Genomic DNA, 23894 nt, shown 5'->3' on the forward strand with positions numbered 1-23894 from the left:
CTGCCGTTCTCAGTACCGGAACGGCCAGTTTCCCCAGATGCGTCTGCATTCGCGCCAGATCTTGATCAGCCCCTCGGGCTGGAAGCGCAGAATGAGAATGATGATGGCGCCGTAGATCAGCCCCCGGAGTTCCAGGGCGCGGGTCGCGAAAAGACCGTTCAGCTGCGTTGCAAAAAGCTCGAAGAACATGCGCACCGCTTCCGGCAGCAGCGTCATGAAGATGGCGCCGATGATCGCTCCGGCAATCGACCCGAGGCCGCCGACGATGATCATGCCCAGGGCCTCGATGCTGAGCGTCAGGCCGAAGGTGTCCACGTTGATGTAACGGATGTGATAGGCGAAGAGCGCCCCGGATACGCCCGTGTAGAAGGCGGAAATCGCGAAGGCCAGCAGCTTGTAGCGCCTCAGATTGATGCCCATCATCTCGGCGGCGATGTCTTGTTCGCGAATGGCGATGAAGGCGCGCCCCACGCGTGAGCGCATGATGTTCAGCGTCGCCAGAACGAACAGGACGCAGGTCGCCAGGCAGAACAGGTAGTATTTCTGCGGCGTGTTCAGTTCATAACCGAAGAAATTCGGCTCGGGCAGGAAGAGGCCGGTCGATCCGCGGGTGATCTCGGGCGTATTCAGGATGACATGCGTCGAGATGACCGTGAAGGCCAGCGTGGTGATGGCAAGGTAGAGCCCCTTCAGGCGCAGCGACGGAATACCCACCAACAGTGAAGATGCCGCCGCGATCAGTCCGCCAATCAGCATGGACGGCAGGATCGATAGGCCGTAATCGGCCGCCGCGATACCTGCGCCATACGCGCCGACCGCCATGAAGCCGGCATGACCAAGCGAGATAAGTCCGCAAACCCCGGTCAGCAGGTTCAGTCCAAGCACGCCGACGATCATCACCAGCGACAGGGTAGCGAAGCTGAGCGAGTAGCTGCCCACCACCCATGGCAGAGCGAGACAACCGGCAATCAGGATCCCGGTCCACACCCTTTCGGGCACGGAATCGGTCAAGCTAAGCAGCTCGGAATAGGTTTCCTTGAAATGTCTAGCTTGCATCAGACGCGTTCCACTTCGCGAGTTCCAAACAACCCATAGGGCCGAACCATCAGGACGATCAGGATGACGATGAAGCCGGCGACTTCCTTGATGCCCTTGCCGATGTATCCTTCGCCCAGGTTCTCGAGGATGCCGACGATCACGCCCGAAACGGCGGAGCCGATTGCCGAATCCAGACCTCCGAGGATCACGGCCGGGAAGGCACGCAGACCGAAGGCATACATATCGGGGCCAAGCTCGTAGATGGTCGAGATCAGCAGTCCAGCCAGCCCGCCGGTGACAGCGGCAAGCACCCAGGCCAGCGCATAGATACGTCGGACGTCGATCCCCATCAGCAGGGCGACCGTCTCGTTGCTCGAGGCTGCCCGCATGGCGAGGCCGGCACGGGTGTGGCGGTAGAAGATGAAGAAGCCGATCACCACCAGTGCAAGGCAGGCAATGGCGATCAGCTGCGTCGAGTAGAAGCGCAATCCGCCAAGCTTGATGACCGCGTCTCCCGGCGAGACCGGCAGGACAAGCGGCTCGGAGCCCCAGATCAGGACGACCAGCGAACGCAGGCAGACCGCAAGACCAACGGTCATCATGACGATGGAGATCGGGGATTCACCGATCATCGGCCGGATCAGCAGGAATTCGATCACGAGACCGACCAGAATCGAGGTCATGATCACGAGCGGAACCAGCGCCCAGAAGCCGACGCCGCTGTGCACGGCGATGGTGTATGCGAGGTAGGAGTTCAGCATCATCATCTCGCCCTGGGCAAAGTTGATGACGCGCGTGGCCTTGAAGACGATGGCGAAGCCGATGGCGACCAGACCATAAATGGCTCCGGTGGCCAGCCCCGCAGCTGTCAGGGCGAACAGATAAGTCATGCCGAGGCTCCGTATATCGACTGAATTTCCGTCACATATTTGGCTTCGATGGCCTTGCGGCGGACCTTCATGGTGGCGGTCAGTTCGCCGTCGTCGTGGTCGAGCTCTTTGTCGAGCAGCACGAACTTGCGCACATGCGAGACGCGGGCGAAGCGTTCATTCGCCTGCTTGACCTCGGCATCGATCAATGCCCGCACTTCCGCCAGGTTGTTCAGGCTCTTGAAGGTCGTGAAGGACAGCTCCTTCTCCTGCGCCCATTTCGCAACCGTATCGTGGTCGATCTGGATCAGGGCCGAAACGAAGTTGCGCCCGTCGCCCACGACAATGGCCTCGCGGATATAGGTGCTGTCTTTCAGCGCGTTCTCGACTTCGGATGGCGAGATGTTCTTGCCGCCCGAGGTCACGATCAGATCCTTCTTGCGGTCGACGATCTGCACCTCTCCGTTGACCATCCGCGCGATGTCGCCCGACATCAGCCAGCCGTCGTTGAAGGCCGCTGCCGTGGCTTCGGGCGCGTCGAGATAGCCCTGGAAGACGCTGCCGCCACGCATGAGCAGCTCGCCATCTTCGGCAACCTGGATTTCGACCCCCTCGATCGGGACGCCGACGCAGCCGAAGGTCTCGCGGCCCGGAACCTGCTGGATCGCGACAGCGGCGGTCTCGGTCATGCCATAGACCTGGTAGATCGGTAGCCCAATTGCCCGGAAGAACAACAGCACCTCGGGCGAGACAGAGGCCGCGCCGCAGAAGCACGACTGGCAGCGGTGAAGTCCGGTATAGCGCCGCAAGTTGCGGAAGATGGTCAAGCGCATCAGGCCAAGCAGGGCCTTTTCGCCCGCGCTAGGCTTTTCGCCAGGCGTGATTTCCTTGCGCGCAACCGCCGTCGCGAAGGCGAAGGCGCGGTCCAGGATCTTGCGGTTGATCGAATAGGATTCCCGCAGCTTGATCATGATCGTCTGCTGCATCTTTTCCCAGATCCGCGGCACACCCAGGAAAAGCGTGGGTGCGATCTCGCGCAGATCGGAGGTGACGGTATCCACGGATTCCGCGAAGTTGATGACCGATCCCTGACATAGCTGCATCACCGTCGAGTAGGATCGCTCGGCGACATGGCAAAGCGGCAGATAGCAGACGACCTCGTGATCCGAGCCCGAATAGCCATGGCCTCTCAGCACCCCAGATGCCGAGACCACCATGTTGCGATGCGAGATCAGCGCGCCTTTGGGCTTGCCCGTCGTTCCCGAGGTATAGACGATGATCGCCCTGTCATCCGGACGCAGCGCCTTCACCTTGTCCGAGAAGGCCTTGGCTGCAGCCGGACTATCCGCCTTGGCGCCCCTTGCCAGCAGTTCGTCGAACATGACCAGCTTTTCATGCGTATAATTCCGCATGCCGCGCGGATCGACGCAGACGATCCACTCAAGATCGGGCAACGAGTCGTAGGTCAGCGCGTCAAATATCTTGTCCGTCTGCTCCTGATCTGCGCAGACGACCACCTTGGCTTTCGAATGCTGCAGGATATAGGTCAGTTCCTGCCAGGGACTGGTCGGATAAAGCCCCACGCAGCAGCCGCCCAGCGCCTGGGTGGCAAGGTCGGCATAGAGCCATTCGGGATTGCCTTCGCCCGCGATCGCGAGCCGGTCCCCGGACTTGAAGCCCAGGCTTTCCAGCGCAGCGGCGAAATGGCGGACATTGTCGGCATATTTGCGCCAGGTGACGCGCTGCCAGATACCCAGATCTTTCTCGCGCAGTGCAAGCCTGTCTGGCTGGACCTCGGCCCAATGCAACAGAAGCTGGGGAAGAGTCGCCTCACCCTTTTTGAGATCGAACGGCAATGTGCTCATGCCGCATCCTCCCGGGCGCCGCCCATGTAGGCAGCAATCACTGCCGCATTCTGGAAAACTTCGTCAGGCGAGCCCTCGGCGATCTTGCGCCCGAAATCGAGGACCACCACCTTGTCCGAGATGTCGGTCACGATGCCGAGGTCGTGCTCGACCATGATGACTGTCGTTCCCAGCTCGTCACGGATATCGAGGATGAACCGGGCGACATCCTCGGTCTCTTCCTGGTTCATGCCCGAGACCATTTCGTCCAGCAAAAGCAGGCGCGGATTGGTTGCCAGCGCCCGGCCAAGTTCGACCCGCTTCTGCATGCCGTAGGAAAGGACACCGACCGGCATGTCGCGAACATGCTGGATGCCAAGGAAATCAATGATATCCTCGACCCGCTTGCGTGCCGCGATCTCTTCGGAGCGGGTCTTTCCCCAAAACAGTGCCGCAGCGACGGGACCGCTTTTCAGCTGCGTGTGCATGCCGACAAGGATGTTGTCCACGACGGTTGCATGCTTGAACACCGCCAGGTTCTGGAACGTGCGGCCGACCCCCAATCGCGACATGTCATAGACATGCTTGCGCGTCAGTTCCTGGCCTTCAAGCAGGACCGAACCCAAGGTGGGCTTCACGATGCCGCTGATCATGTTGAAGACCGTGGTCTTGCCCGCGCCGTTGGGGCCGATGACGCTGCAGATGCTTCCACGTTCGACGGTGAAGGACACGTCCTTGACCGCCTGCACGCCGCCAAAACTCTTGGCGAGATTCTTTACTTCGAGAAATGTCGTCATGAGAGCCACCGCTTGCGACGCCGATAGTGTTTGACCTCGCGCATGCTGCGGCGATCTCCGCGCTCGCCCACCCCAAGGTAGAACTCGCGAACGTCCTCGTTCTGGGAAAGCGCCTCGGGGGTGCCGTCCAGAACGACCCGGCCGTTCTCCATCACATAGGCGTATTGAGCCGCCTTCAGCGCCAGCGAGGCATCCTGTTCGACCAGCAGGACCGTCAGGCCAAGCTTTGAGTTCAGCTCGCGGATGCCCTGGTAGATATCGGCAACAATGATCGGCGCGATGCCCAAGGACGGTTCGTCCAGCATGAGTAGCCTTGGCCGCTTCATCAGCGCGCGGCCGATGGCGACCATCTGCTGCTCGCCGCCGGACAAATAGCCTGAAACCGCCGAGCGCTTTTCCTTCAGCCGCGGAAAAAGGGTATAGATCTCCTCGATCGTCGCGGCGTTTTCAGCGCGGGACCGGGTGTACCCGCCGACAATAAGGTTTTCCTCAACGGTCAGTTCGATGAACAACCGCCGGCCTTCGGGGACATGGGCAATCCCGAGGCGGACGATTTCGTTTGGCATGAGGTTGGTCAGATCCAGACCTTCAAAGCTGAGCCCGCCACTTCTGATCTTGCCATCCTCGGGATAGAGCACCCCCGATATCGACTTCAGGATCGTACTTTTCCCGGCGCCATTGGACCCCAGAAGCGCGGTGATTGATCCCTTTCCAACCTGGAAGGAAGCATTTCGCAGAGCTTCGATAGAGTTCCCGTAGACAACCTGGAGATTCTCGACCTCCAACATCCCTCCCCCTTTCAGGCGTCGGCGATACGCGGCGCCACAATGCCACTCTCCTCGGAGTGACTATAAGATTCGCTTCAAAAACCTGTCAATACAAACGGAGGTCCGTTTTTAAACTTCTTCGTTCCAGACGCTTTAGACTGCATCTGGGTCCCAGAATGCCGCCTGGAAAAACGACGACGCTTCCGGGCAGCCATCGGCTGCCCGCAACGGACCATTCTGAACCGCAAGCTGCACAGATCGCAGTGTGCCGGCCTCAAGCCTTCGGCACGTCGAATGCAGGATCAGCGGCTGAATTTCCTGAAATCCGGCTTCCGCTTTTCCTTGAAGGCGCGCCCGCCTTCCTTGCTCTCTTCGGTGTCGTAGTAAAGGCTCACCGCATACATCCCGAGCCCCCCAATGCCCCGCTGATGTTCGGTGTCGACGTTGAAGCTGCGCTTGGCGATGGCAATCGCGGTGGGCGATTTTTCCATGATCTCGGCGCACCAGCGATCCACCTCTGCGTCAAGCTCGTCATCGGGGACGACGGCATTGACAAGGCCCATGGCGAGGGCGTCCCTCGCCTTGTAGCGGCGGCACAGATACCAGATTTCGCGCGCCTTCTTCTCGCCCACGACACGGGCGAGATAGGCCGTGCCGAAGCCGGGATCGACCGAGCCGACCTTCGGGCCGACCTGACCAAACTGGGCGCTTTCGGCCGCGATGGTGAAATCGCAAACCGTGCACAGGACGTTGCCGCCGCCCACGGCGAAGCCACGCACCTTGGCGATGACGGGCTTCGGCACGTCGCGGATGATCGTCTGCAGATCCTCGACCGGAACCCCCACGGTGCCACGGCCGCCATATTGCCCGTCATGAACGGACTGGTCGCCGCCTGTGCAGAAGGCCTTGTCGCCTGCGCCGGTCAGGACGATGACGCCGATCTTCTTGTCCCAGCCCGCCCTGTTGAAGGCATGAATCAGCTCTTCGCAGGTCTGCGGGCGAAACGCATTGTATTTGTCGGGCCGGTTGATCGTGATGGTCGCGACGCCATCCTTCTCGGCATAGAGAATATCCTCGTATTGCATCCTGTTCCTCCTCGTCAGTTGGTCACACGGCGGGGCAGACCGGCGTGCATCAGGCGTCCGGCCAGCGTGCGACCGATCATCCGCTCGGCCATGCGTGCGGCTTCGATCAGCAGTTCGAGATTGATCCCGGTCTCGATCCCCATCTCATGCGCCATGTAAACCATGTCCTCGGTGCAGACATTGCCAGCGGCAGCGCCGTGCGAATGTCCGGCAAACGGACAGCCGCCCAGCCCCGCGACCGAGGAATCGTAAAGGTCGACGCCCATGCGCAGCGCCGCCAGGAAGTTGGCTATGCCGACGCCTCGCGTATCGTGAAGGTGCAGCCCGATCCGGGCGTCGGGAAAACGTTCACGCACGCGGCCGATGCGGCTTTCGATCATGGTCGGCACGGCCCAGCCAACGGTATCGGCCAGATAGATCGCCGGCAGGGTTCGACCTTTGTCGCTGAACTGACGGGCAATCCAGTCCAGGTTTTCGTCCAGCGCCGAGAGCGGAACCTCGCCCTGCAACGCGCAGCCGAAGACGGTCATGATGTAAACCGCTTCGATCTCGATCCCCAGCGCGTCATATCTGTCGATCCAGCTTTCTTGACGCTGCCGCATCTCGGCGGCGGTGCAGCCATTGTTTCGCTGGCTGAACGCATCCGTCGTGTAGAGGTAGAGGGAGCCGACCAGATCGATGCCGCTGCATTGTCTCGCCCTGCCGAACCCCGCCTCGTTGAGCCAGAGACCGGTGTGGCGGACGCCCGGCTTCTTGCGGACCGCCGCAAAGAAAGCTTCCGCATCGGCCATTTGCGGAACGGCCTTCGGACTGACAAAGGAAGCGACCTGGATCTGCTGCAGGCCGGTTTCGGTCAGGGCATCGACAAAGGCGACCCGGTCGGCAAGCGGGAAGATTTCCCGCTCGAACTGGAACCCCTCGCGCGGGCCTTCCTCGTGGATCTCGATACGCTTGGGAAGATCCGCGCTCATGCTGCTGCTGCTTCTTCTGCGGTGATGATCACAACAGGCTGGTCACGCTCGACCATGTCACCTGCCGCGCAATGGACGGAAGCCACCGTGCCTGATGTCTGGGCGCGCAGGACCAGCTCCATTTTCATGGATTCCATCAGCACCAGCCGATCTCCGGCAACGACGCGCTGTCCGGGCTGGACATCGACGGCAACGATCTGGCCCATCATCGGAGCCTTCACCTCGGCATCGCCGGCGGATGCACCAGACAAGATCATGCCCGAAAGATAAGGCTCGGCCTTCAGGGAGACGTCGCGCGTGCCGTAGACGAAGGAGAGCTTGCTTGCCTCGCAAGAGAAATCCAGCACAAGCGAACGGCCCTCGACCTCGACCAGAAGCGACGTTGACCCTTCGTGGGAATTGATGCGCACCTCATGGCGAAGACCGTCCACGAAAACCGGCACGCAATCATCCGATGTTACGGCACCGAACGAGACGAGATGCTTGGCCTCGCCATCGATCAACCGCAGAACCGGCGCGGTTTGTCCGTCCTCATCAACGGCGCCAAGGCGCCAGCCCGCCAGCCCGTTCCAGCCAGACCAGGCCCCGACCTTACCCGAGCGCTGTTCGCGCAACCAAAGAGCGGCGCCGATTGCGACCTCTGCAGGCTCTGCGGCGGGTGTGATGGCAAGATCGGCGACAACAGGGGCGATCGAGCCGGTATGGACGTCGTTGGCAAGGACGTCATCGTCAGCGCAAAGCGTACGAAGCAGCGAAAGATTGGTGCGGACGCCGGCCACAGCGGTTTCGCCCAGCGCCGCCGCAAGCCGGTCATAGGCCTCGCGCCGATTGCTGCCCCAGGCGATGAGCTTCGCGATCATCGGATCGTAGAACTGCGTGACGACCATGCCCGGCATGATCCCGGAATCGACCCGGATCCCCGAGGGCAACCGCAATTGCTCGATGCGGCCGGTCGAGGGCAGGAAATCGGTCTCGGGATCTTCGGCATAGAGCCGGGCCTCGACCGCGACACCTCGTGACGAGACATCGGACTGGCTCAGCGGCAGACAACCCTCGGCGACTGCGCGGATCTGCAACTCGACCAGGTCCAGCCCGGTGATCTCTTCAGTGACCGGGTGCTCGACCTGAATGCGCGGATTGACCTCGAGGAAATAGGCTTCGTTGTCGCGCGCGATGAATTCCACCGTGCCAAGACCTCGGTAGCGGACCGCCTCGCACAGGCGCACGGCCTGATCCAGGATGGACTGGCGCAGAGCCTCGGGCAGGCTGGTGACGGGGGCTTCCTCGATCACCTTCTGATGGCGGCGCTGCAGGCTGCATTCGCGGTCGAACAGATGGATCACCCTGCCCTGCCCGTCACCCAGAACCTGCACCTCGATATGACGCGCCTCGGGCAGATATTGCTCGACGATCAGGTTCGGGTTGCCGAACGAGCTTTGGCCTTCGCGGGTTGCGGCCTCGATGTCGGCCACCAGCGTCTCGGGCGACGAGACGACGCGCATGCCCTTACCGCCACCGCCAGCTGCAGCCTTCAGGAGAACAGGCAGCCGCATGCCTTCGACGGCGGCGACAAGTTCGGGCACAGAGGCCGAGGGCTCGGTCGTGCCGGCGATCACCGGCACACCTGCAGCGACAGCCTCGGCCTTTGCTGCGGCCTTGTCCCCGAAACGGGCAAGGACATCGGCAGAGGGGCCTATGAAGGCAATTCCGGCCGCCTCGAGAGCCGCGGCGAACTCCGCATTCTCGGCCAGAAAGCCATAGCCGGGATGGACTGCATCCGCGCCGACCTGACGGGCGGCTTCGATGATGCGGTCGATCCGCAAGTAGCTGGAAGTGGCAGATGCCTTGCCGATCAGGACGGATTCGCCGATTTCGCGCACATGCTGCGCGTCCCGGTCCGCCTCGGAGTGAACGGTCGCCACTTCAATGCCAAGACGACGGCAGGTCCGCGCGATCCGGCAGGCGATCTCGCCACGGTTTGCAATCAGGATCTTTCTGAACACGTCAGTTCCTTTCCAAAATCACACGCGGAACACGCCAAAGCGGGTTTCCGGCGCTGGAACAGATGCGGAGAGCTCCAGCAGCAGGGTCAGAACGTCGCGCGTTTCCTCGGGCTCGATCACCCCATCGACCCAGAGGTTGCGCGCGAAGTTCTTGGCACTCGCGAAGGTTTCGTATTCCTGCCGGATCGGGTCCTTGAAGGCTTTTTCGGCTTCCGCGGTCCAGGTCTCTCCGGCGCGCTCCAGCGCCTGCCGCTTGACCAGGGACAGCGTCGTGGCGGCCTGCTCCGGCCCCATGATCGCGGCCCGGCCGTTCGGCCACATGAACATCGCCGTAGGCTTGAACGCGCGGCCGCACATCGCCAGGTTGCCGGCGCCATAGGAGCCGCCGATGATGATCGAATATTTCGGCACGGTGGCCGAACTCATCGCGGTGACGAACTTAGCACCGGCCTTGGCGATACCTGCCGTTTCAGCCTCGCGACCGACCATGAAGCCTGAAACGTCCGCCAGGAACACCAGCGGGATGTTTCGCTGGCAGCAGAGGTTGATGAAATGCGTCGCCTTGTTGGCCGACTCCGTGAACAGCACGCCGTTGCTGGCCAGGACCCCCACCTGATAGCCCCCGATCCGGGCGAACCCGGTGATCAGCGTGGTGCCATACTCGGCCTTGAACTCCTGCAGGGCGCCATCGTCCAGGAGACCGCGCAAAATGGCGCGGGTATCGTTCGGACGCCGCGGATCGCAATTGACGAGCTCGCGGATTCTGGACGTCTCCATGGCCGGGGCACGCGGGATGGCGCGGGGCCGAAGCGGTGCGGCACGCTCGGGCAGTTCCGCCACGATGCTGCGGGTGATGGCCAGCGCATGCGCATCGTTCTCGGCCAGGTGGTCGGTCACGCCGCTGACGCTGCTGTGCATGACGGCACCGCCAAGGGATTCCGCGTCGACCTGTTCGCCGGTCGCGGCCTGCACAAGCTGCGGCCCGCCAAGATACATGTAGCCCTGCCCCTTGACGATGACGACCTCATCGCAAAGCGCCGGAATATACGCACCGCCAGCCGTGCAAGGGCCCATCACCACGGCAATCTGCGCGATGCCATCGGCCGACATGCCGACCTGATTGTAGAAGATCGAGCCGAACAGCCCGTCATCGGGGAAGATGTTGGCCTGATCGGGCAGAAAAGCCCCACCTGAATCGACAAGCGTCACACAGGGAAGACGGTTCTCCCACGCAAATTTCTGTGCCCTGACATGCTTGCGGCAGGTCATGCCGAAATAGGTCCCGCCTTTGACGGTCGCGTCATTGGCGATGATCATGCAGGCCCGGCCCGAGATCATGCCGACGCCTGTCACGATCCCCGCCCCTGGGGGAACGTCCTTGCCATAGAACCCTTCCCCGGCCAGCTCGGCCAGCTCCAGGAAGGGAGAACCCGGATCAAGCAGCGCGCCGATCCGCTGGCGAACCAGCATCTTGCCCTTGTCCAGGTGCCGGGCGCGGGCAATGTCAGAGCCGCCCTTGCGGGCAAGGGCGCGACGGGCGCGCAGATCTTCCGTCAAAGCGTCATAGGCTGCGCGGTTCAGCTCTGCGTCTTGGGCCTCGGCGGCCTTGTGTGAAAGCACTTCGATGTCTCCTTGATGGCCCATGTCACGCCTCGGCCAGATCGGGCATGGCCCGAAGGGTCAGCGACACTTTCTGGACACCGGGCTTGGCAAAGAAGTCGGTTCGGACGACGCGCACCTCTGCCTTGACGGCCAGTGTGTTGCGGATCCGCGCCTCGACCAGTTGCTTCAGGCTATCGTCTTCCGCCGGATCGCGATCCTGTGCCCGTTCGACCAGGACCTTGAGGTTCCCCTGCGTGCTGTGACCCTCGAAATCGGCCACGATCCGCATGACGCCGTTGGTTTCCGCCAGCGCCGCGACAACCTCCTGCACCGATGAGGGGAACAGGTTGACGCCGCGCACGATCAGCATGTCATCGGTCCGACCGACGCAGCGGATGGTCGGTCCGGGACGGCCGTCCGCCATCGAGGTCGATGTGACGACGACCTGGTCCCCGCTGCGGAAACGCACGACCGGCGAGGCCTCGCGGGCAAGCGCGGTGTAGACCAGCTCGCCCTTCGCCCCTTCGACGAAGTCGATCGGCTCGCCCGTTTCCGGATTGATGAGTTCGACAAGGATATGGTCGGGCGCGACCATGTGCATACCGGCCTGGCTGTCGGATTCGGCCCAATAGGTGCAGCCAAGATCGGTCCCGCCCAGGAGCTCGCAGCATTTGGCGTTCCAGCGCGACTCCAGCGCCTCGCGTATGGCCGGTATGCCACCCCCCGGCTCACCGCCGACGATCAGGCGCTCGACACCCAGTTCAGTGGCTTCAACGCCCGTAACCGTGCGCGCGATCTCGGCCAGATACAGCAGGAAGTTCGGCGTTCCGATGATGCAGCGCGGGCGCAGGTCGCGGGCCGCGACAAGCAATCGGTCCGCACCGCCATCCGCGCCGATCGGAATGTCGATCGCCCCCAGATACTGAACGGCCTGGAACATCGGGATGCCGCCGACAAACCCCTTCCCCATCGAGAAGGTGTGCAGGACCAGGTCTCCCGGGCGGATGCCGCAGGCGAAAAGCGCGCGGGCGGTCATCTCTTGCCAGGCGACCGCATCACGCTCGGTCAGGCCGACATAAGAGGGGCTGCCGGTCGTTCCCGATGACGCCTGGATCTGGACGATATCGTCGAGCCTTGCGGCGACGTGCTCGCCCAAGGGGCGCACCTTGGCAAGACTGTCGCGCAATTCCTGTTTGGTGGTGAACGGAACGCGTGCAAGATCCGCAACCGTCCGGATGTCTTCGAACTTCAGGCCCGCCTCGGCAAAGCGCCGACGGTAGAAATCCGAGTTCTTGGCAAGATAGGCCATCTGGCGCCGCAGGGCGGCCTCCTGATAGGCCCGCATGGCCTGCGGGTCCGCCAGTTCCACGCTGTTGAAAACTGCGGCCGCTTCAAGCGAAGAAGTCTCTGGTTTCCTGAAACGCATCTGATCCCCTCCCTCCTCTCAGTTCAGCGGCGCGCAACTGCGGCTTCGCGCAGCAGGTGGCGAGCAATGACAAGCTGCTGAATCTGGCTGGTGCCTTCGTAAATCCGGAAAAGCCGGACATCGCGGTAGAAACGTTCGACCGGGAAATCGGCCATGTAGCCCGAGCCGCCGTGAATCTGGACAGCCCGATCCGCGACGCGCCCCACCATTTCCGAGGCGAAATACTTGCAGCAGGCGGCATCAGCAGTGACCACCTCGCCGGCATCGCGCCGCCGGGCCGCGTTTTCGACCATGGCACGCGCGGCAAAGATCTCGGTCCGGCAATCGGCCAGCATGGCCTGAACAAGCTGGAAGCTGGAGATCGGCTTTCCGAATTGCTGCCGCTCGGTCGCATAGGCCACAGCCTCTTCCAGCAGACGTTGCGCAGCACCTGTGCAGGCAGCGGCGATGTGCAGGCGACCCTTATCCAGCACCTTCATCGCGGTGCGGAATCCGCGACCGGGAATGCCGCCGATGATATTGGCAACCGGGACGCGGCAGTCCTGGAATATGACATCGGCCGTATGCGCGCCGCGCTGGCCCATCTTGCGATCAGGCTTGCCAACCGTCAGGCCGGGGGTGCCGGCCTCGACCAGGAAGGCAGTCACGCCGGCCTCGCCCTCTTCCGCGGTTCCGGTTCGCGCCATGACGGTAAACAGGCCTGCCTCGGGCGCGTTGGTGATGAAGCGCTTGGTTCCGTTAAGGACGTAGAAATCCCCGTCCAGGCGCGCCGTCGTCTTGACTGAGGCAGCGTCCGAGCCGACGTCCGGCTCGGTCAGGGCAAAGGAACCGATCATCTCGCCTGTTGCCAGCTTTGGCAGATAGCGCTGCTTCTGCTCATCGCTGCCGTCGATCACGATGGCCTGACTGCCGATGCCGACATTCGTCGCGAAGATCGAGCGGAAGGCCGGCGAGGCACGGCCCACCTCGAAGATGACCCGCATCTCTTCTTCCGCCGAAAGCCCGAGGCCGCCGTATTCGGTTGGGATCGAAAGGCCGAACAGGCCCATCTCGCTCATCGCAGCCAGCAAGTGATCGGGTATCGCGTCGGTCTGAGCGACGATCTCTTCGTTGGGGACGAGCTGCTCATCCACGAAACGCCGGATCGTCGTAACGAACTGCGCAATCAAGTCGGCATCAAGCATTTCTATATCGCTCCATCGTCATGGTATCTGGCTACTCCATTCGAATAATGCGGTCAACCGTTTGTTTAATTGCCGCGAAAAGGTCGATCTCCCGCACTCGGCAGATGACCTCGCCGCATGAAGAATTTGTCAGACGCCCAGGATTTCCCGGCCGATCAGCATTCGGCGGACTTCATTCGTGCCTGCGCCGATCTCGTAGAGCTTGGCATCCCGAAGGATGCGCCCAACCGGATAGTCGTTGATATAGCCGTTGCCCCCCAGCACCTGGATTGCCTCAAGCGCGACCTTGGTGGCGCTTTCCGAAGCGAACATGATGGCGCTGGCTGCTTCCTTGCGAATAGGTCGCCCGGTGCCGGCCATGGTGGCGACCGTATATACATAGGCCCGCGCGGCATTCAGCAGCGTGGTCATCTCGGCGATCTTGCCCTGGATAAGCTGGAACGAGCCGATAGGACGGCCAAATTGCTGGCGATCGCGTGCATAGGGGATGGCGACGTCAAGGGCGGCCTGCATCAGCCCCAGCGAGGCTGACGAAGCGACGATCCGCTCATAGTCGAGGCCGCTCATCAGGACGCGCACGCCCTCGTTCAGCCCGCCAAGCATGTTCTCCAGCGGGATTTCGCAATCCTCGAAAACCAGTTCGCAGGTGCCCGATCCACGCATTCCCAGCTTGTCGAGAATCTGGGCGGGCCGGAATCCGGGGGTGCCGCGTTCAACGATGAAAGCAGAGATGCCGCGCTTTCCGGCTTCCGGCGCGGTCTTGGCATAGACGACAAAGGTATCGGCAAAGGCCCCGTTGGTGATCCAGAGCTTGTTTCCGTTCAGCACCACCCTGTCGCCCTTGATGTCGGCACGCAGCTTCATGCTGACGACATCCGACCCGGCATTCGGCTCGCTCATGGCCAGGGCGCCGACATGTTCACCCGAGGCCAGGCGCGGAAGGTAGCGGGCCCGCTGCGCGTCGTTTCCGTTGATCTGGATCTGGTTCATGCACAGGTTGGAATGTGCGATATAGGAAATGCCGATCGAGCCCGAGGCCCGCGAGATCTGTTCCGACACCAGAACATGATGCAGATAGCCAAGGCCCGTACCGCCAAACTCCTCGGACACGGTCATGCCGTGGAAACCCATGTCGCCGAAGGCCGGCCAGAGTTCGCGCGGAAAACGCTCGGTACGGTCGACTTCCGCTGCAAGCGGTGCGACCTTGTCCTGCGCGAAGGCCTCGGCGGCCTCATGGATCTGGACGGCTGTGTCGTCCAGAGGATAGAGCAAATCCAACTTCATTCTCCCTTGTAGACAGGTGTGCGGTTCTCGTTGAAAGCCGCCATCCCCTCGGAAGCGTCTCTCGTCGTGAGAATCCGGCGAAAGGCGGCACGCTCCATATCAAGGCTTTCGCCCTGCAGAACCCCGCGCGAATTGCGGATCAGGCTGAGGGTCTGAGCAACGGCAAGCGGGGCGTTGGATGCGATGCGCGTCGCCAACTCCAATGCCCCCTGCATCAGGCTGCCATGATCGGAAAAAAGGCGGCTGACCAGGCCATGGAGCCGCGCCGATTCCGCGTCGATCGGCAGACCCGCAAGAAGCATCTCGGCGGCTACGGCGGCGGGGAGCAGACGCGGCAGGCGGGTCGCACCGCCGGCGCCCGCGATGATCCCCCACCGGACCTCGGGCAGCGCAAAGCTGGCGTTGGCGCTGGCGAGGCGAATGTCGCAAGCCAAGGCAAGCTCAAGCCCGCCGCCCCATGCGACGCCATTGATCGCGGCAATAATCGGCTTTTCGGTCGGATATTGACGGGCCAGCCCGCCGAAATTCCCCTCATCCTCGCCCGCTTCGACCCTGCGCTGCAGTTCGGGCAGAAACTCTCCGATGTCGGCGCCGGCGCAGAAGGCCTTGTCGCCTGCTCCGGTCAGAACGATGCAGCGGATGCTGGCGTCCCGATCAGCCCAGTCCCAGGCCTCCCTCAGGGCGTTTTCGGATGCGGCGTCCAGGCTGTTTCTCTTGGAGGGGCGGTTGATCGTGATCAACCCCACGTTTTCGGCTGGCTTGGTGCATATGACACTCAATGGCGTGCGCCTTCTGCCCGCATGCGGCAGATCGAGGGTGCTGCCGACACGCGTCTCGGGAGGAATGCTCCGCAACGGCGTGGCAAATTCTGTGACCCGCCCCCTGATGCGCCTTGCCCCGCGCGCCCTTTGCATGCTGTGATCACTCGCCCTCCCCTTCGAACGATTCAGTTCACAGATTTCAGATTCATTGCATTGCAGCAAGGCAGGCAATCCCGCGATTGCATTCTCCTGGTCGTTGAGCAGCAGGTTCATGCGCACCCCGGATCCGACCAAAGCTGAAGCCTGGAAGGATTGCTCATTCCGCAGACGCTCTCGAGAAGTTGGGAGGGCGGCGCTCCGCGAAGGCGCGTACCCCCTCGCGGAAATCCGGGCCCTCGGCGAGCCCGCAAAAGACTTCCAACTCGCCTGCTAGCTGCTCGCCCAGACTTGCCCGCGACGCGCCATAGATGAGTTTCTTGACGCCGGCGTTGGCAGGCCCGGAATTCGCGGCAAGCGTCTCGCACAGGGACGCAACCTCATGCTCCAGCCGGTCGGCCGGGACGACGCGGTTCACCAGCCCCAGAGCAAGAGCGTCGTTGGCCGTCAGGACATTGCCGGTCAGCATCAGCTCAAGGGCTTTTCGCTGGCCAACGGCGTCCGAGAGCAGTTTGCACAGTCCACCGTCGCTGGTCGCACCTAGCTTTCGATAGGCCGGCGCGAATTTCGATTTCTCCTCGGCAATGACGAAGTCACAGGCTAGCGCAAGCGACATGCCGCCGCCCGCAGCTGGACCTTCAACGACGGCAACGACCGGCACGGACAGATCGTGGATCGCCTGGACGGCCGCATGGAAGTCGCCGATGACGCCGCGCAGGTGGCTGCCAAGCTCATCGGCGAATTCCACGAACATGCCCATGTCGCCGCCGGCGCAGAATTTTCCGCCACGCCCGCGCAGGATGACCACGCGAATGTCCTGCCGCGCGGCGATCAAGGCAAACGTCTGGCGCAGTTCCGCCGCAAGCCCGAGGTTTATCGAGTTCGCCGCGTCGGGCCGATTCAGCCAGACGGCTGCGATGCCGCCAACAGCTTCAAATTGAACGGAAACCTCGCTCGCTTGCTGTGAAGTCATCGCTTCCCGCGCCTCCCCGACTCGCTGGACATCGCACTTGCAGCATCATTGGTGCTATGCATAAATAAAAACAACAGACCGTTTTATATAGCAACCGAAAAATGCAAGGCAGAGCCATGGAAGACATAGTTGTCGACATCCGCGCGTCAGGCGTCCTGACGATCACGCTCAACCGGCCAGCGCAGAAAAACGCCTTCACCATGTCCACGGTGGATGCGATGTCTGAAGCGCTGCTGCAGGCTGCGGGTGATCCCGGGCTGCGCGCGGTCGTCATCGCCGCAGCCGGTGATACGTTCAGTGCCGGTGGCGACCTTGGCTGGATGCAGGCGGCGCTGAACGACCCCGAGGGCCTGGGCCGCCGGGATGTTTCGCGCTTGGGGAGGCTGCTTGAAACGATCACGACCTTCCCGGTTCCGGTGATCGCCCGGGTGAATGGCGCGGCCTATGGCGGTGGCTTCGGCCTGGTATGCTCGTCCGACATTGCCATTGCGAGCAGCAATGCGACCTTTGGCCTGACGGAGGTGCGCCTGGGCGTTGTGGCAGGCACGATTTCTCCATGCGTCCTGCGGCGTATCGGTGCCCCCGCAATGCGCGTAGCCGCCCTGACCGGGGGCATTATCGATTGCGATGCGGCGATGCGCATGGGCCTTGTGCAGCAGGTCGTTCCGCCCGAGCAGCTGGACGCCGCCGTCGAGGCGACACTTTCGAACATCCTGCGCGCCTCCCCGGAAGCGGTGCGCGCGTCCAAGCAACTGGTTCACAGGCTTTGCACATCCGACGAAAGCGAATGGTCCAATATCGGCGTCGACGCGATTGTTGCGGCTTGGCAGACGAGCGACGCGAAAGAAGGCATCGCCGCGTTTCTGGAGAAGCGCCGGCCGCAATGGGGATAATCGCCGTTCAAGAAGCGCTCGCTGGCAAATTCAGCTATCGGCCAAGCGGCCAAACAGGTCGGGGCATTGCGGCCCTGACCTGTCGTCGCATCATTTGATGTGACGCAGGCAGGCAGCCGCCGCTTATCGCATCCGCTGAAACATCAGCTCCCGGAATGCGCCAGAGCATGGAAATTCCCTGCGGTGTTTTCATGGTCACTGCGTGCAACCGCACGGGGCCATAGCCTTCTGAGCTGGCGGTAGAACGGAGATTCGGCAATCTCGCGCGAACTGGAGAGCTTGAAGATCCCCCGTGACGAAAGAGCCGGCTTGCCATCCACCCAGGCGACCATCTGCGTATGGCACATTTTGCCGGACTTGTTGGTGACCTCGACCCGCGCCTCGACCCAGTCACCCAAGAGTACGCCCTGAAGAAAATCTACTGTCAGAGTCACAGTAGGAACCACCGAGCGGTCAAAACCAAGTTGGTATTGGGCGCCGATGGCCGCATAGTCGGCAAAGCCCGCTAGTGCCCCTCCATGGCAGAAGCCTGCGGGGTTCATGTGACGCTGGGTGCAGCGGAATCCCAGCAACAGGTGCTCGTCGGCCGTCTCGCGAAAGAAAACCGGGCCGAAGGAAGAATGAAACCCGAATTCGACATCGAGAAGCCGCCAGGCGCCAGATGGGGCAAGATGAGAGTGATCTTCAGTCGCGGCGTCGCTTCTCTTCGTATGCATCCTATGAGTCTCCGTTTTCACTCGATGGTGCGCGCCCAAGGCTCGGACCACTCGTCATGCAGTTGCTCGATCAGCAAATGATCGCAGGGGCTTCCGGCGGCTATGGCCTGCAACCGCACTTTCATTTCGCAGCTTGTCACCGCCTTCGAGCAGTGACTCACTTGACGTCGCACGTTCAATTTAAAAACAGTTTACTGTCCGTTTCAAGCGGCGAAGCAGCCTCTGGCGAATGTCTCGGCACTCAATGTCCCGCGGCTGCCGCGGGAAGCCTGTGGCGAGTTCGGCTCACTTGCCTGCAACTACGGAACACGCTCGATGATCGTGGCGGTTCCGAGCCCTCCGGCACAGCACATTGTCTGCAGCCGGTAGCGCGCGCCCTGCCGCGCCATCAGATATCTGCAATGAATTGCCCGCCGTCGCACGGCCATCGTCGCGGAAGCTGGGCCTCAGGCCGGCAAGAGCCTCGCGGGTAGTCCCGAAGCGAATGGTCTGGTTGGCTCGAACCGTCTCGTCATCGCCCCTGTGGCGACGCCAGCGCGCATGGGGAATCTCCACGATTTCGCGCGAAAGTACCGGCTTACGCTGACCCGCCTGCCCTTGGAGCGCCGCGCATCGTGCTCACCGAAAACGATGCCGATTTTCGGGCCGATGCTCTAGAGATCGCGCAGGCTAAGCCGGCTGGCAAAGCTGCTCGCCAACGCCAACTGCGCCGCCCGCTGCCCCGCGCCGGATTTTTGAATGTCGACCTTGGTGCTGATCGTCTCGAGCAGCAACGTGTCCTCCGCCGCCGCGACAAGTGCGGCGACGGCAAGGGGATCGACCTCGATGCCCTGGAGATGCCGATCACTTGCGGCATCGGCATAATGCACCAGCATCGCACGGATCAGATGCTTCTTGGTCGCGAAGTGATGCAGCAGCCCGCCCTTGCTGATGCCGGCCTGTCGGGCGACGGCATCCAGGGTGACTTTGCCGAAGCCATTTTCCAGCGCAACGCAAATGGCTGCGTCGAACAGGCGCTCCTTCGGTTCAAGGCGTCGCGCGGAAACATTCCGCGCGATCGCCGGCCGGCTGGGATCAATCATTCCGCCGGTGCCTGAACTGTCTCGGACGTATCCGCGCTTGCCTGGGTTTCCGCCTTTCCGCGCCCGAACAGCTTCGCGATGAAGACGAAGAAGACCGGCACGAAGAAGACGGCAAGAATGGTCGCCGAGATCATCCCGCCCAGCACGCCGGTGCCGATAGCGTTCTGGCTGGCGGCACTGGCACCTGTGGCGATGGCCAACGGCACAACGCCCAGGCTGAAGGCCAGCGACGTCATGATGATGGGCCGGAAGCGGAGCTTGGCCGCCTCGATCGTCGCGTCGATGAGCGACATCCCTTCCTTGCGCAGGTCCTTGGCGAACTCGATGATCAGGATCGCATTCTTGGCGGAAAGCCCGATGATGGCGATCAGCCCGACCTTGAAGTAGACGTCGTTCGGCATTCCCATGAACATCATGGCGAGCACCGAGCCCAGCACGCCCAGCGGCACGACGAGGATCACCGACACCGGAATCGACCAGCTCTCGTAGAGTGCCGCCAGAAGCAGGAAGACGAACAGGATGCTGAGCACGATCAGGGCAGGCGCCTGCGAGCCGGACTGGATTTCCTGAAGCGACTGACCCGTCCATTCATAGCCAAAGCCGGCCGGCAACTGATCCGCCAGGCGCTGCATCTCCTCGATCGCTGCTCCCGATGAATAGCCGGGCGCCGACTGGCCGCTGATGCGTACAGAGGGATAGCCGTTGTAGCCGACGACCTGTGCGGCACCCTTTTGCCACTCGACGGAGGCGAAGGAGGACAGCGGAACCATGCCGCCATGGGCGTTTCGCACATTGAGGTTCAACAGGTCGTCGGTCTGCATGCGTCGCATGGCATCGGATTGCACCGTCACGCGCTGCATCCTGCCGGCATTCGGGAAGTCGTTGACATAGGCCGAGCCCAGATTGGCCGAGATCGTCGAATTGATGTCGGCGAAGGTAACACCGAACGTGTCCGCCTTTTCGCGGTCGATCACGAGATTGACCTGGGCAGCGTCGGGCATGCCTTCGACACGCACGCCGGCGAGGACCGGGCTCTTTGCGGCAGCCGCGACGAGTTCGTCGCGCGCGGCAGCAAGGGCTACCTGCCCACGGCCAGACCTGTCCTGGAGACGGAAGGAAAAACCGTTGGACGTGCCAAGGCCCTGGATCGGCGGTGGCGACAGCGCGAAGGAAATCGCGTCCTTCATCTGGAACAGTGCACCGTTGGCCCGCTTGGCGATGGCCGCGGCCGAGTTCTGCTCGTCGCGTTCACTCCAATCTTTAAGGGTGACGAAAGCCAGGCCGGCATTCTGGCCCGCGCCCGAGAAGCTGAACCCATTGATCACGATCATGCGGTCGACCGCATCTTCGCCCATGAAGATATTCTCGACATTCTCGGCGATGGCCCGCGTGCGGTTGCTGCTCGATTCCGGTGGCCCCTGAATGTCGACGATCAGGAAGCCCTGGTCTTCATTGGGCAGGAAGGAGGTGGGAAGTTGCATGAAGGACCAACCCAGCCCGACCAGCAGAGCCAGGTAGATCACCATGAAGCGGCCTGTCCGCTTGACGATCCAGCCGACGCTCGACGTATAGCGTTGCGTCGTCCGGTCGAAGCCGCGGTTGAACCAGCCGAAGAAACCCTTCTTTTCGTGGTGACCCTTGCCGATCGGCTTCAGGAAGCTGGCGCAGAGCGCCGGCGTCAGCGACAGTGCGAGGAAGCCGGAGAATAGGATCGAAACGACCATGGTCAGGCTGAACTGCTTGTAGATGACGCCGACGGCCCCCGGGAAGAACGCCATGGGCACAAAGACCGCCGTCAGAACCAGCGTGATGCCGATGATCGCGCCGGAGATCTGCTTCATGGCCTTGCGCGTCGCCTCCCTCGGCGACAAGCCTTCTTCCGCCATGATGCGCTCGACATTTTCGACCACGACGATGGCATCGTCGACCAGGATGCCGATCGCCAGCACCATCGCGAACATCGTGAGCACGTTGATCGAGAAGCCCGTGGCCATCATGACGGCGCAGGTACCGAGAAGTGCTACCGGAACGACCAATGTCGGGATGATCGTGTAGCGGAAGTTCTGCAGGAACAGGAACATCACCGCGAAAACGAGCACCATTGCTTCAAGAAGCGTATGGATGACCTTTTCGATCGACACCTTCACGAATGGCGAGGTGTCGTAGGGGATGGCGTATTCCAGGCCTTCGGGGAAAAAGCGCGACAGTTCCTCCATCTGCGCGCGAACGGCTTCGGATGTCGCCAAAGCATTGCCCGTGGGCGACAGCTGCACCGCAATCGCGGCACTGGGCTTGCCGTTGAGCCTGGTGGAGAAGTTGTAGTTTTCCGCGCCGACCTCGATGCGCGCCACGTCCGACAAGCGAACCGAGGAGCCGTCGGGATTGGCGCGCAGCACGATCGAGCCGAATTCTTCGGCGGATGTAAGCTGCCCCTTCACCAATACGGTGGCCGAGATCTGCTGGGTGATCGGGTTGGGATCCGCCCCGATGCGGCCGGCGGCAACCTGCGCGTTCTGGGAGCGGATAGCATTGGTGATATCGTCCGACGTCAGGTTCAGGCCGACCATCTTGTCGGGGTCGATCCAGATGCGCATGGCGCGAGGCGTCGCGAACAGCTGTGCGCGGCCGACACCGTCGATACGCCGGATTTCGCTGAGCACGTTGCGGTTCAGATAATCGCCAAGGCCGACGACATCGAGCGAGCCATCGGTCGAGGTAAGGGCCACCATCATCAGGAAGCCGGTTCCGGCCTCCTCAACCCGAATGCCGACCTGCTTGACGACCTGCGGCAAGCGCGGCTCGACGCGGCGGACCGCGTTCTGCACGTCGATGGAGGCCTGGCCGCTGTCGGTCCCGGGGGCAAAGGTCGCCGTGATGGTGGCCATGCCGGAGGAATCGGATGTCGATTCGAAATAGAGCAGCCCGGCGACGCCGTTCAGCTCTTCTTCGATCGGCCGGGTGACACTTTGATAGATGTCTTCAGGTGCAGCACCGGCATAGACCGCGTTGATGGAGACCTGCGGTGGCGCCACGTTCGGATATTGCGCAACCGGCAGCAACGGGATGGCGATGACGCCGCCAAGCATGATGAAGATCGCGACGACCCATGCGAAAATGGGCCGATCGATGAAAAACTGGGGCATATCGATAATCCTTAGCCGGCCGTGGGCTTGCTTCCAGGCGCCACTGAGCCGGTGCTGCCAGCCGCTGGCTGGGTCTCCTTTGGCTTCCACGGCTGGGCGGCTACCGCAGCACCCGGCCTGACCTTCTGGAAGCCTTCAACGACGACCTTGTCGCCTGCCTTGAGGCCTTCTTCCACGACCCAACGGTCGCCCGCCACGCGTCCGACCTGAACCGTGCGGAGTTCGGCCAGGTTCTTGTCGTTGACCACGTAGACTTGCGAGTGTCCGCCAGCATCACGCTGGATCGCCTGCTGCGGGATCGCGACGGCATTTTGCTGGATGCCCTGCTGGATAAGCACGCGGACATACATTCCCGGCAGCAGGTCTCCTTCGGGATTGGGGAACTCACCTCGAAGGGTCACCTGTCCGGTAGTGGCGTCCACCGCCGCCTCCAGGAACAGGAGCCTGCCGGGGTGCGCATACTCGCTGCCGTCATCCAGGCGCAGCATCACGCGAGCCGAGCTCGCCCCGGCATCAGTCAACGCGCCGTTTTCCAGTGCGCGCCGAAGCTGGAGAATCTCGTTCGCCGACTGCGTGAAATCGGCATAGACCGGATCGATCTGCTGGATGGTGGCAAGGCTTTCCGGGCCATTGGCGCTGACGAGCGCGCCCTCCGTGACATTGGCGCGGCCGATGCGCCCGGAGATGGGCGCCTTGATCTCGGCGTAATCCAGATTGAGTTGCGCCGTCGCAAGGCCCGCGGTGGCAATCGCCACATCGGCGTCCGCCTGCGCGAGCCCCGCAACCGCGTTGTCCAGTTGCTGGCCGGAAGAAACATTTCGTTCGCGCAGTTCCTTCTGGCGCTCGGCCTGCTGGCGCGCCTGAAGCTGCACGGCTTGCGCCCGCTGCAACGTCGCCTCAGCGCTCGCCACCTGCGCCTGAAACAGCGCCGGGTCGATGCGGTAGAGCACGTCGCCTTCCTTCACCATGCTTCCCTGTTCGAACACGCGCTCCAGCACGATGCCCGAGACGCGCGACCGCACCTCGGCGATGCGGGTCGGGGCAATGCGGCCCGGCAACTCGTTCAGGATCGGAAGGGCTTCCGGGAGCACCTCGATCACGCTCACAGCCGATGGCGGGGGAGCGGGTGGCGGTGCCTCCGCCGAACCTTTGGCGTCGCTGCAACCGGAGACAAGGGCGAGAAGGCCGACGGCCGCAGTGAGTTTCAGCGGCAAATTAGGTATACGCATGGGAAATTCCAGGAAAAGTTGATGATTGCCGGAACGGCAAGCGATTGCCGCGGCGATGAAAGGATCTGACG

Annotated in this window: 20 protein-coding genes; 1 reads left to right on the plus strand and 19 read right to left on the minus strand. The window is 62.4% G+C overall.

Translation table 11 applies throughout. The features are described from left to right. Positions 1-9: 9 nt before the first annotated feature. The 14 genes from ABSY17_RS03525 to ABSY17_RS03590 all read right to left on the minus strand — a co-directional run bounded on the left by ABSY17_RS03525 (position 10) and on the right by ABSY17_RS03590 (position 16760). Positions 10-1056 (minus strand): branched-chain amino acid ABC transporter permease, encoded by a 1047-nt coding sequence (locus tag ABSY17_RS03525; RefSeq protein WP_378942400.1) that lies wholly within the window; start codon positions 1054-1056, stop codon positions 10-12. Then, the gene (locus ABSY17_RS03530; RefSeq protein ID WP_378942403.1) at positions 1056-1928 is read right to left on the minus strand and encodes a branched-chain amino acid ABC transporter permease; all 873 of its coding nucleotides are present in this window, start codon (positions 1926-1928) and stop codon (positions 1056-1058) included. The genes ABSY17_RS03525 and ABSY17_RS03530 overlap by 1 nt, the downstream gene beginning before the upstream one ends. Further along, entirely contained in the window at positions 1925-3772 is a 1848-nt protein-coding gene (locus tag ABSY17_RS03535) for an AMP-dependent synthetase/ligase (protein ID WP_378942405.1), read from the minus strand. Before ABSY17_RS03535 ends, ABSY17_RS03530 begins: the two co-directional genes overlap by 4 nt. Then, positions 3769-4548: an ABC transporter ATP-binding protein gene (locus tag ABSY17_RS03540; RefSeq protein WP_378942407.1), complete on the minus strand. Its 780-nt coding sequence runs from the start codon at positions 4546-4548 to the stop codon at positions 3769-3771. The genes ABSY17_RS03535 and ABSY17_RS03540 overlap by 4 nt, the downstream gene beginning before the upstream one ends. Then, positions 4545-5336 (minus strand): ABC transporter ATP-binding protein, encoded by a 792-nt coding sequence (locus tag ABSY17_RS03545; protein ID WP_378942410.1) that lies wholly within the window; start codon positions 5334-5336, stop codon positions 4545-4547. The genes ABSY17_RS03540 and ABSY17_RS03545 overlap by 4 nt, the downstream gene beginning before the upstream one ends. 281 nt (positions 5337-5617) lie before the next feature. Then, positions 5618-6400, minus strand: coding sequence for a 2-ketocyclohexanecarboxyl-CoA hydrolase (gene badI, locus ABSY17_RS03550; RefSeq protein ID WP_378942412.1), 783 nt, complete (start codon positions 6398-6400; stop codon positions 5618-5620). A 14-nt stretch (positions 6401-6414) separates the two neighbouring features. Continuing rightward, positions 6415-7371: a hydroxymethylglutaryl-CoA lyase gene (locus tag ABSY17_RS03555; RefSeq protein WP_378942414.1), complete on the minus strand. Its 957-nt coding sequence runs from the start codon at positions 7369-7371 to the stop codon at positions 6415-6417. After that, positions 7368-9374: a biotin carboxylase N-terminal domain-containing protein gene (locus ABSY17_RS03560; RefSeq protein ID WP_378942416.1), complete on the minus strand. Its 2007-nt coding sequence runs from the start codon at positions 9372-9374 to the stop codon at positions 7368-7370. Before ABSY17_RS03560 ends, ABSY17_RS03555 begins: the two co-directional genes overlap by 4 nt. Before the next feature lie 18 nt (positions 9375-9392). Continuing rightward, positions 9393-11018 (minus strand): acyl-CoA carboxylase subunit beta, encoded by a 1626-nt coding sequence (locus tag ABSY17_RS03565; RefSeq protein ID WP_378942419.1) that lies wholly within the window; start codon positions 11016-11018, stop codon positions 9393-9395. Position 11019: 1 nt separating this feature from the next. Further along, positions 11020-12402: a phenylacetate--CoA ligase family protein gene (locus ABSY17_RS03570; RefSeq protein ID WP_378942421.1), complete on the minus strand. Its 1383-nt coding sequence runs from the start codon at positions 12400-12402 to the stop codon at positions 11020-11022. A 23-nt stretch (positions 12403-12425) separates the two neighbouring features. Continuing rightward, a complete protein-coding gene (locus tag ABSY17_RS03575) occupies positions 12426-13586 on the minus strand; it encodes an acyl-CoA dehydrogenase family protein (protein WP_378942423.1) in 1161 nt (386 codons plus the stop codon). 129 nt (positions 13587-13715) lie between these two features. Further along, a complete protein-coding gene (locus ABSY17_RS03580; RefSeq protein WP_378942426.1) occupies positions 13716-14864 on the minus strand; it encodes an acyl-CoA dehydrogenase family protein in 1149 nt (382 codons plus the stop codon). Positions 14865-14866: 2 nt separating this feature from the next. Beyond that, on the minus strand, positions 14867-15904 hold the full coding sequence (locus tag ABSY17_RS03585; protein ID WP_378942428.1) for an enoyl-CoA hydratase/isomerase family protein: 1038 nt from the start codon (positions 15902-15904) through the stop codon (positions 14867-14869). 43 nt (positions 15905-15947) lie between these two features. Further along, the gene (locus tag ABSY17_RS03590; RefSeq protein WP_378942431.1) at positions 15948-16760 is read right to left on the minus strand and encodes an enoyl-CoA hydratase/isomerase family protein; all 813 of its coding nucleotides are present in this window, start codon (positions 16758-16760) and stop codon (positions 15948-15950) included. A gap of 200 nt (positions 16761-16960) precedes the next feature. On the opposite strand from ABSY17_RS03590, the gene ABSY17_RS03595 reads away from it, so the two are divergent. After that, a complete protein-coding gene (locus ABSY17_RS03595; RefSeq protein WP_378942433.1) occupies positions 16961-17653 on the plus strand; it encodes an enoyl-CoA hydratase-related protein in 693 nt (230 codons plus the stop codon). 143 nt (positions 17654-17796) lie between these two features. Here the strand turns inward: ABSY17_RS03595 and ABSY17_RS03600 are convergent, their stop codons facing one another. The 5 genes from ABSY17_RS03600 to ABSY17_RS03620 all read right to left on the minus strand — a co-directional run bounded on the left by ABSY17_RS03600 (position 17797) and on the right by ABSY17_RS03620 (position 23823). Then, positions 17797-18369 (minus strand): PaaI family thioesterase, encoded by a 573-nt coding sequence (locus tag ABSY17_RS03600; RefSeq protein ID WP_378942436.1) that lies wholly within the window; start codon positions 18367-18369, stop codon positions 17797-17799. Positions 18370-18654: 285 nt separating this feature from the next. After that, the gene (locus ABSY17_RS03605; RefSeq protein WP_378942438.1) at positions 18655-18924 is read right to left on the minus strand and encodes a hypothetical protein; all 270 of its coding nucleotides are present in this window, start codon (positions 18922-18924) and stop codon (positions 18655-18657) included. Between the two features lie 98 nt (positions 18925-19022). Continuing rightward, positions 19023-19451, minus strand: coding sequence for a TetR/AcrR family transcriptional regulator (locus ABSY17_RS03610; RefSeq protein WP_378942441.1), 429 nt, complete (start codon positions 19449-19451; stop codon positions 19023-19025). Continuing rightward, positions 19448-22594, minus strand: coding sequence for a multidrug efflux RND transporter permease subunit (locus ABSY17_RS03615; protein WP_378942443.1), 3147 nt, complete (start codon positions 22592-22594; stop codon positions 19448-19450). The genes ABSY17_RS03610 and ABSY17_RS03615 overlap by 4 nt, the downstream gene beginning before the upstream one ends. An 11-nt stretch (positions 22595-22605) precedes the next feature. Continuing rightward, entirely contained in the window at positions 22606-23823 is a 1218-nt protein-coding gene (locus tag ABSY17_RS03620; RefSeq protein WP_378942445.1) for an efflux RND transporter periplasmic adaptor subunit, read from the minus strand. Between the last annotated feature and the right edge of the window lie 71 nt (positions 23824-23894).

It is taken from the genome of Mesorhizobium sp. ANAO-SY3R2, from assembly GCF_042466635.1.
Classification (GTDB): domain Bacteria; phylum Pseudomonadota; class Alphaproteobacteria; order Rhizobiales; family Rhizobiaceae; genus Aminobacter.

Bases quoted from the DNA above. Each gene is read 5' to 3' on its own strand.
- ABSY17_RS03525 (WP_378942400.1), bottom strand. From the start codon at position 1,056: ATGCAAGCTAGACATTTCAAGGAAACCTATTCCGAGCTGCTTAGCTTG.
- ABSY17_RS03530 (WP_378942403.1), bottom strand. From the start codon at position 1,928: ATGACTTATCTGTTCGCCCTGACAGCTGCGGGGCTGGCCACCGGAGCC.
- ABSY17_RS03535 (WP_378942405.1), bottom strand. From the start codon at position 3,772: ATGAGCACATTGCCGTTCGATCTCAAAAAGGGTGAGGCGACTCTTCCC.
- ABSY17_RS03540 (WP_378942407.1), bottom strand. From the start codon at position 4,548: ATGACGACATTTCTCGAAGTAAAGAATCTCGCCAAGAGTTTTGGCGGC.
- ABSY17_RS03545 (WP_378942410.1), bottom strand. From the start codon at position 5,336: ATGTTGGAGGTCGAGAATCTCCAGGTTGTCTACGGGAACTCTATCGAA.
- badI (WP_378942412.1), bottom strand. From the start codon at position 6,400: ATGCAATACGAGGATATTCTCTATGCCGAGAAGGATGGCGTCGCGACC.
- ABSY17_RS03555 (WP_378942414.1), bottom strand. From the start codon at position 7,371: ATGAGCGCGGATCTTCCCAAGCGTATCGAGATCCACGAGGAAGGCCCG.
- ABSY17_RS03565 (WP_378942419.1), bottom strand. From the start codon at position 11,018: ATGGGCCATCAAGGAGACATCGAAGTGCTTTCACACAAGGCCGCCGAG.
- ABSY17_RS03570 (WP_378942421.1), bottom strand. From the start codon at position 12,402: ATGCGTTTCAGGAAACCAGAGACTTCTTCGCTTGAAGCGGCCGCAGTT.
- ABSY17_RS03575 (WP_378942423.1), bottom strand. From the start codon at position 13,586: ATGCTTGATGCCGACTTGATTGCGCAGTTCGTTACGACGATCCGGCGT.
- ABSY17_RS03585 (WP_378942428.1), bottom strand. From the start codon at position 15,904: ATGAACCTGCTGCTCAACGACCAGGAGAATGCAATCGCGGGATTGCCT.
- ABSY17_RS03590 (WP_378942431.1), bottom strand. From the start codon at position 16,760: ATGACTTCACAGCAAGCGAGCGAGGTTTCCGTTCAATTTGAAGCTGTT.
- ABSY17_RS03595 (WP_378942433.1), top strand. From the start codon at position 16,961: ATGTCCACGGTGGATGCGATGTCTGAAGCGCTGCTGCAGGCTGCGGGT.
- ABSY17_RS03600 (WP_378942436.1), bottom strand. From the start codon at position 18,369: ATGCATACGAAGAGAAGCGACGCCGCGACTGAAGATCACTCTCATCTT.
- ABSY17_RS03610 (WP_378942441.1), bottom strand. From the start codon at position 19,451: ATGATTGATCCCAGCCGGCCGGCGATCGCGCGGAATGTTTCCGCGCGA.
- ABSY17_RS03615 (WP_378942443.1), bottom strand. From the start codon at position 22,594: ATGCCCCAGTTTTTCATCGATCGGCCCATTTTCGCATGGGTCGTCGCG.
- ABSY17_RS03620 (WP_378942445.1), bottom strand. From the start codon at position 23,823: ATGCGTATACCTAATTTGCCGCTGAAACTCACTGCGGCCGTCGGCCTT.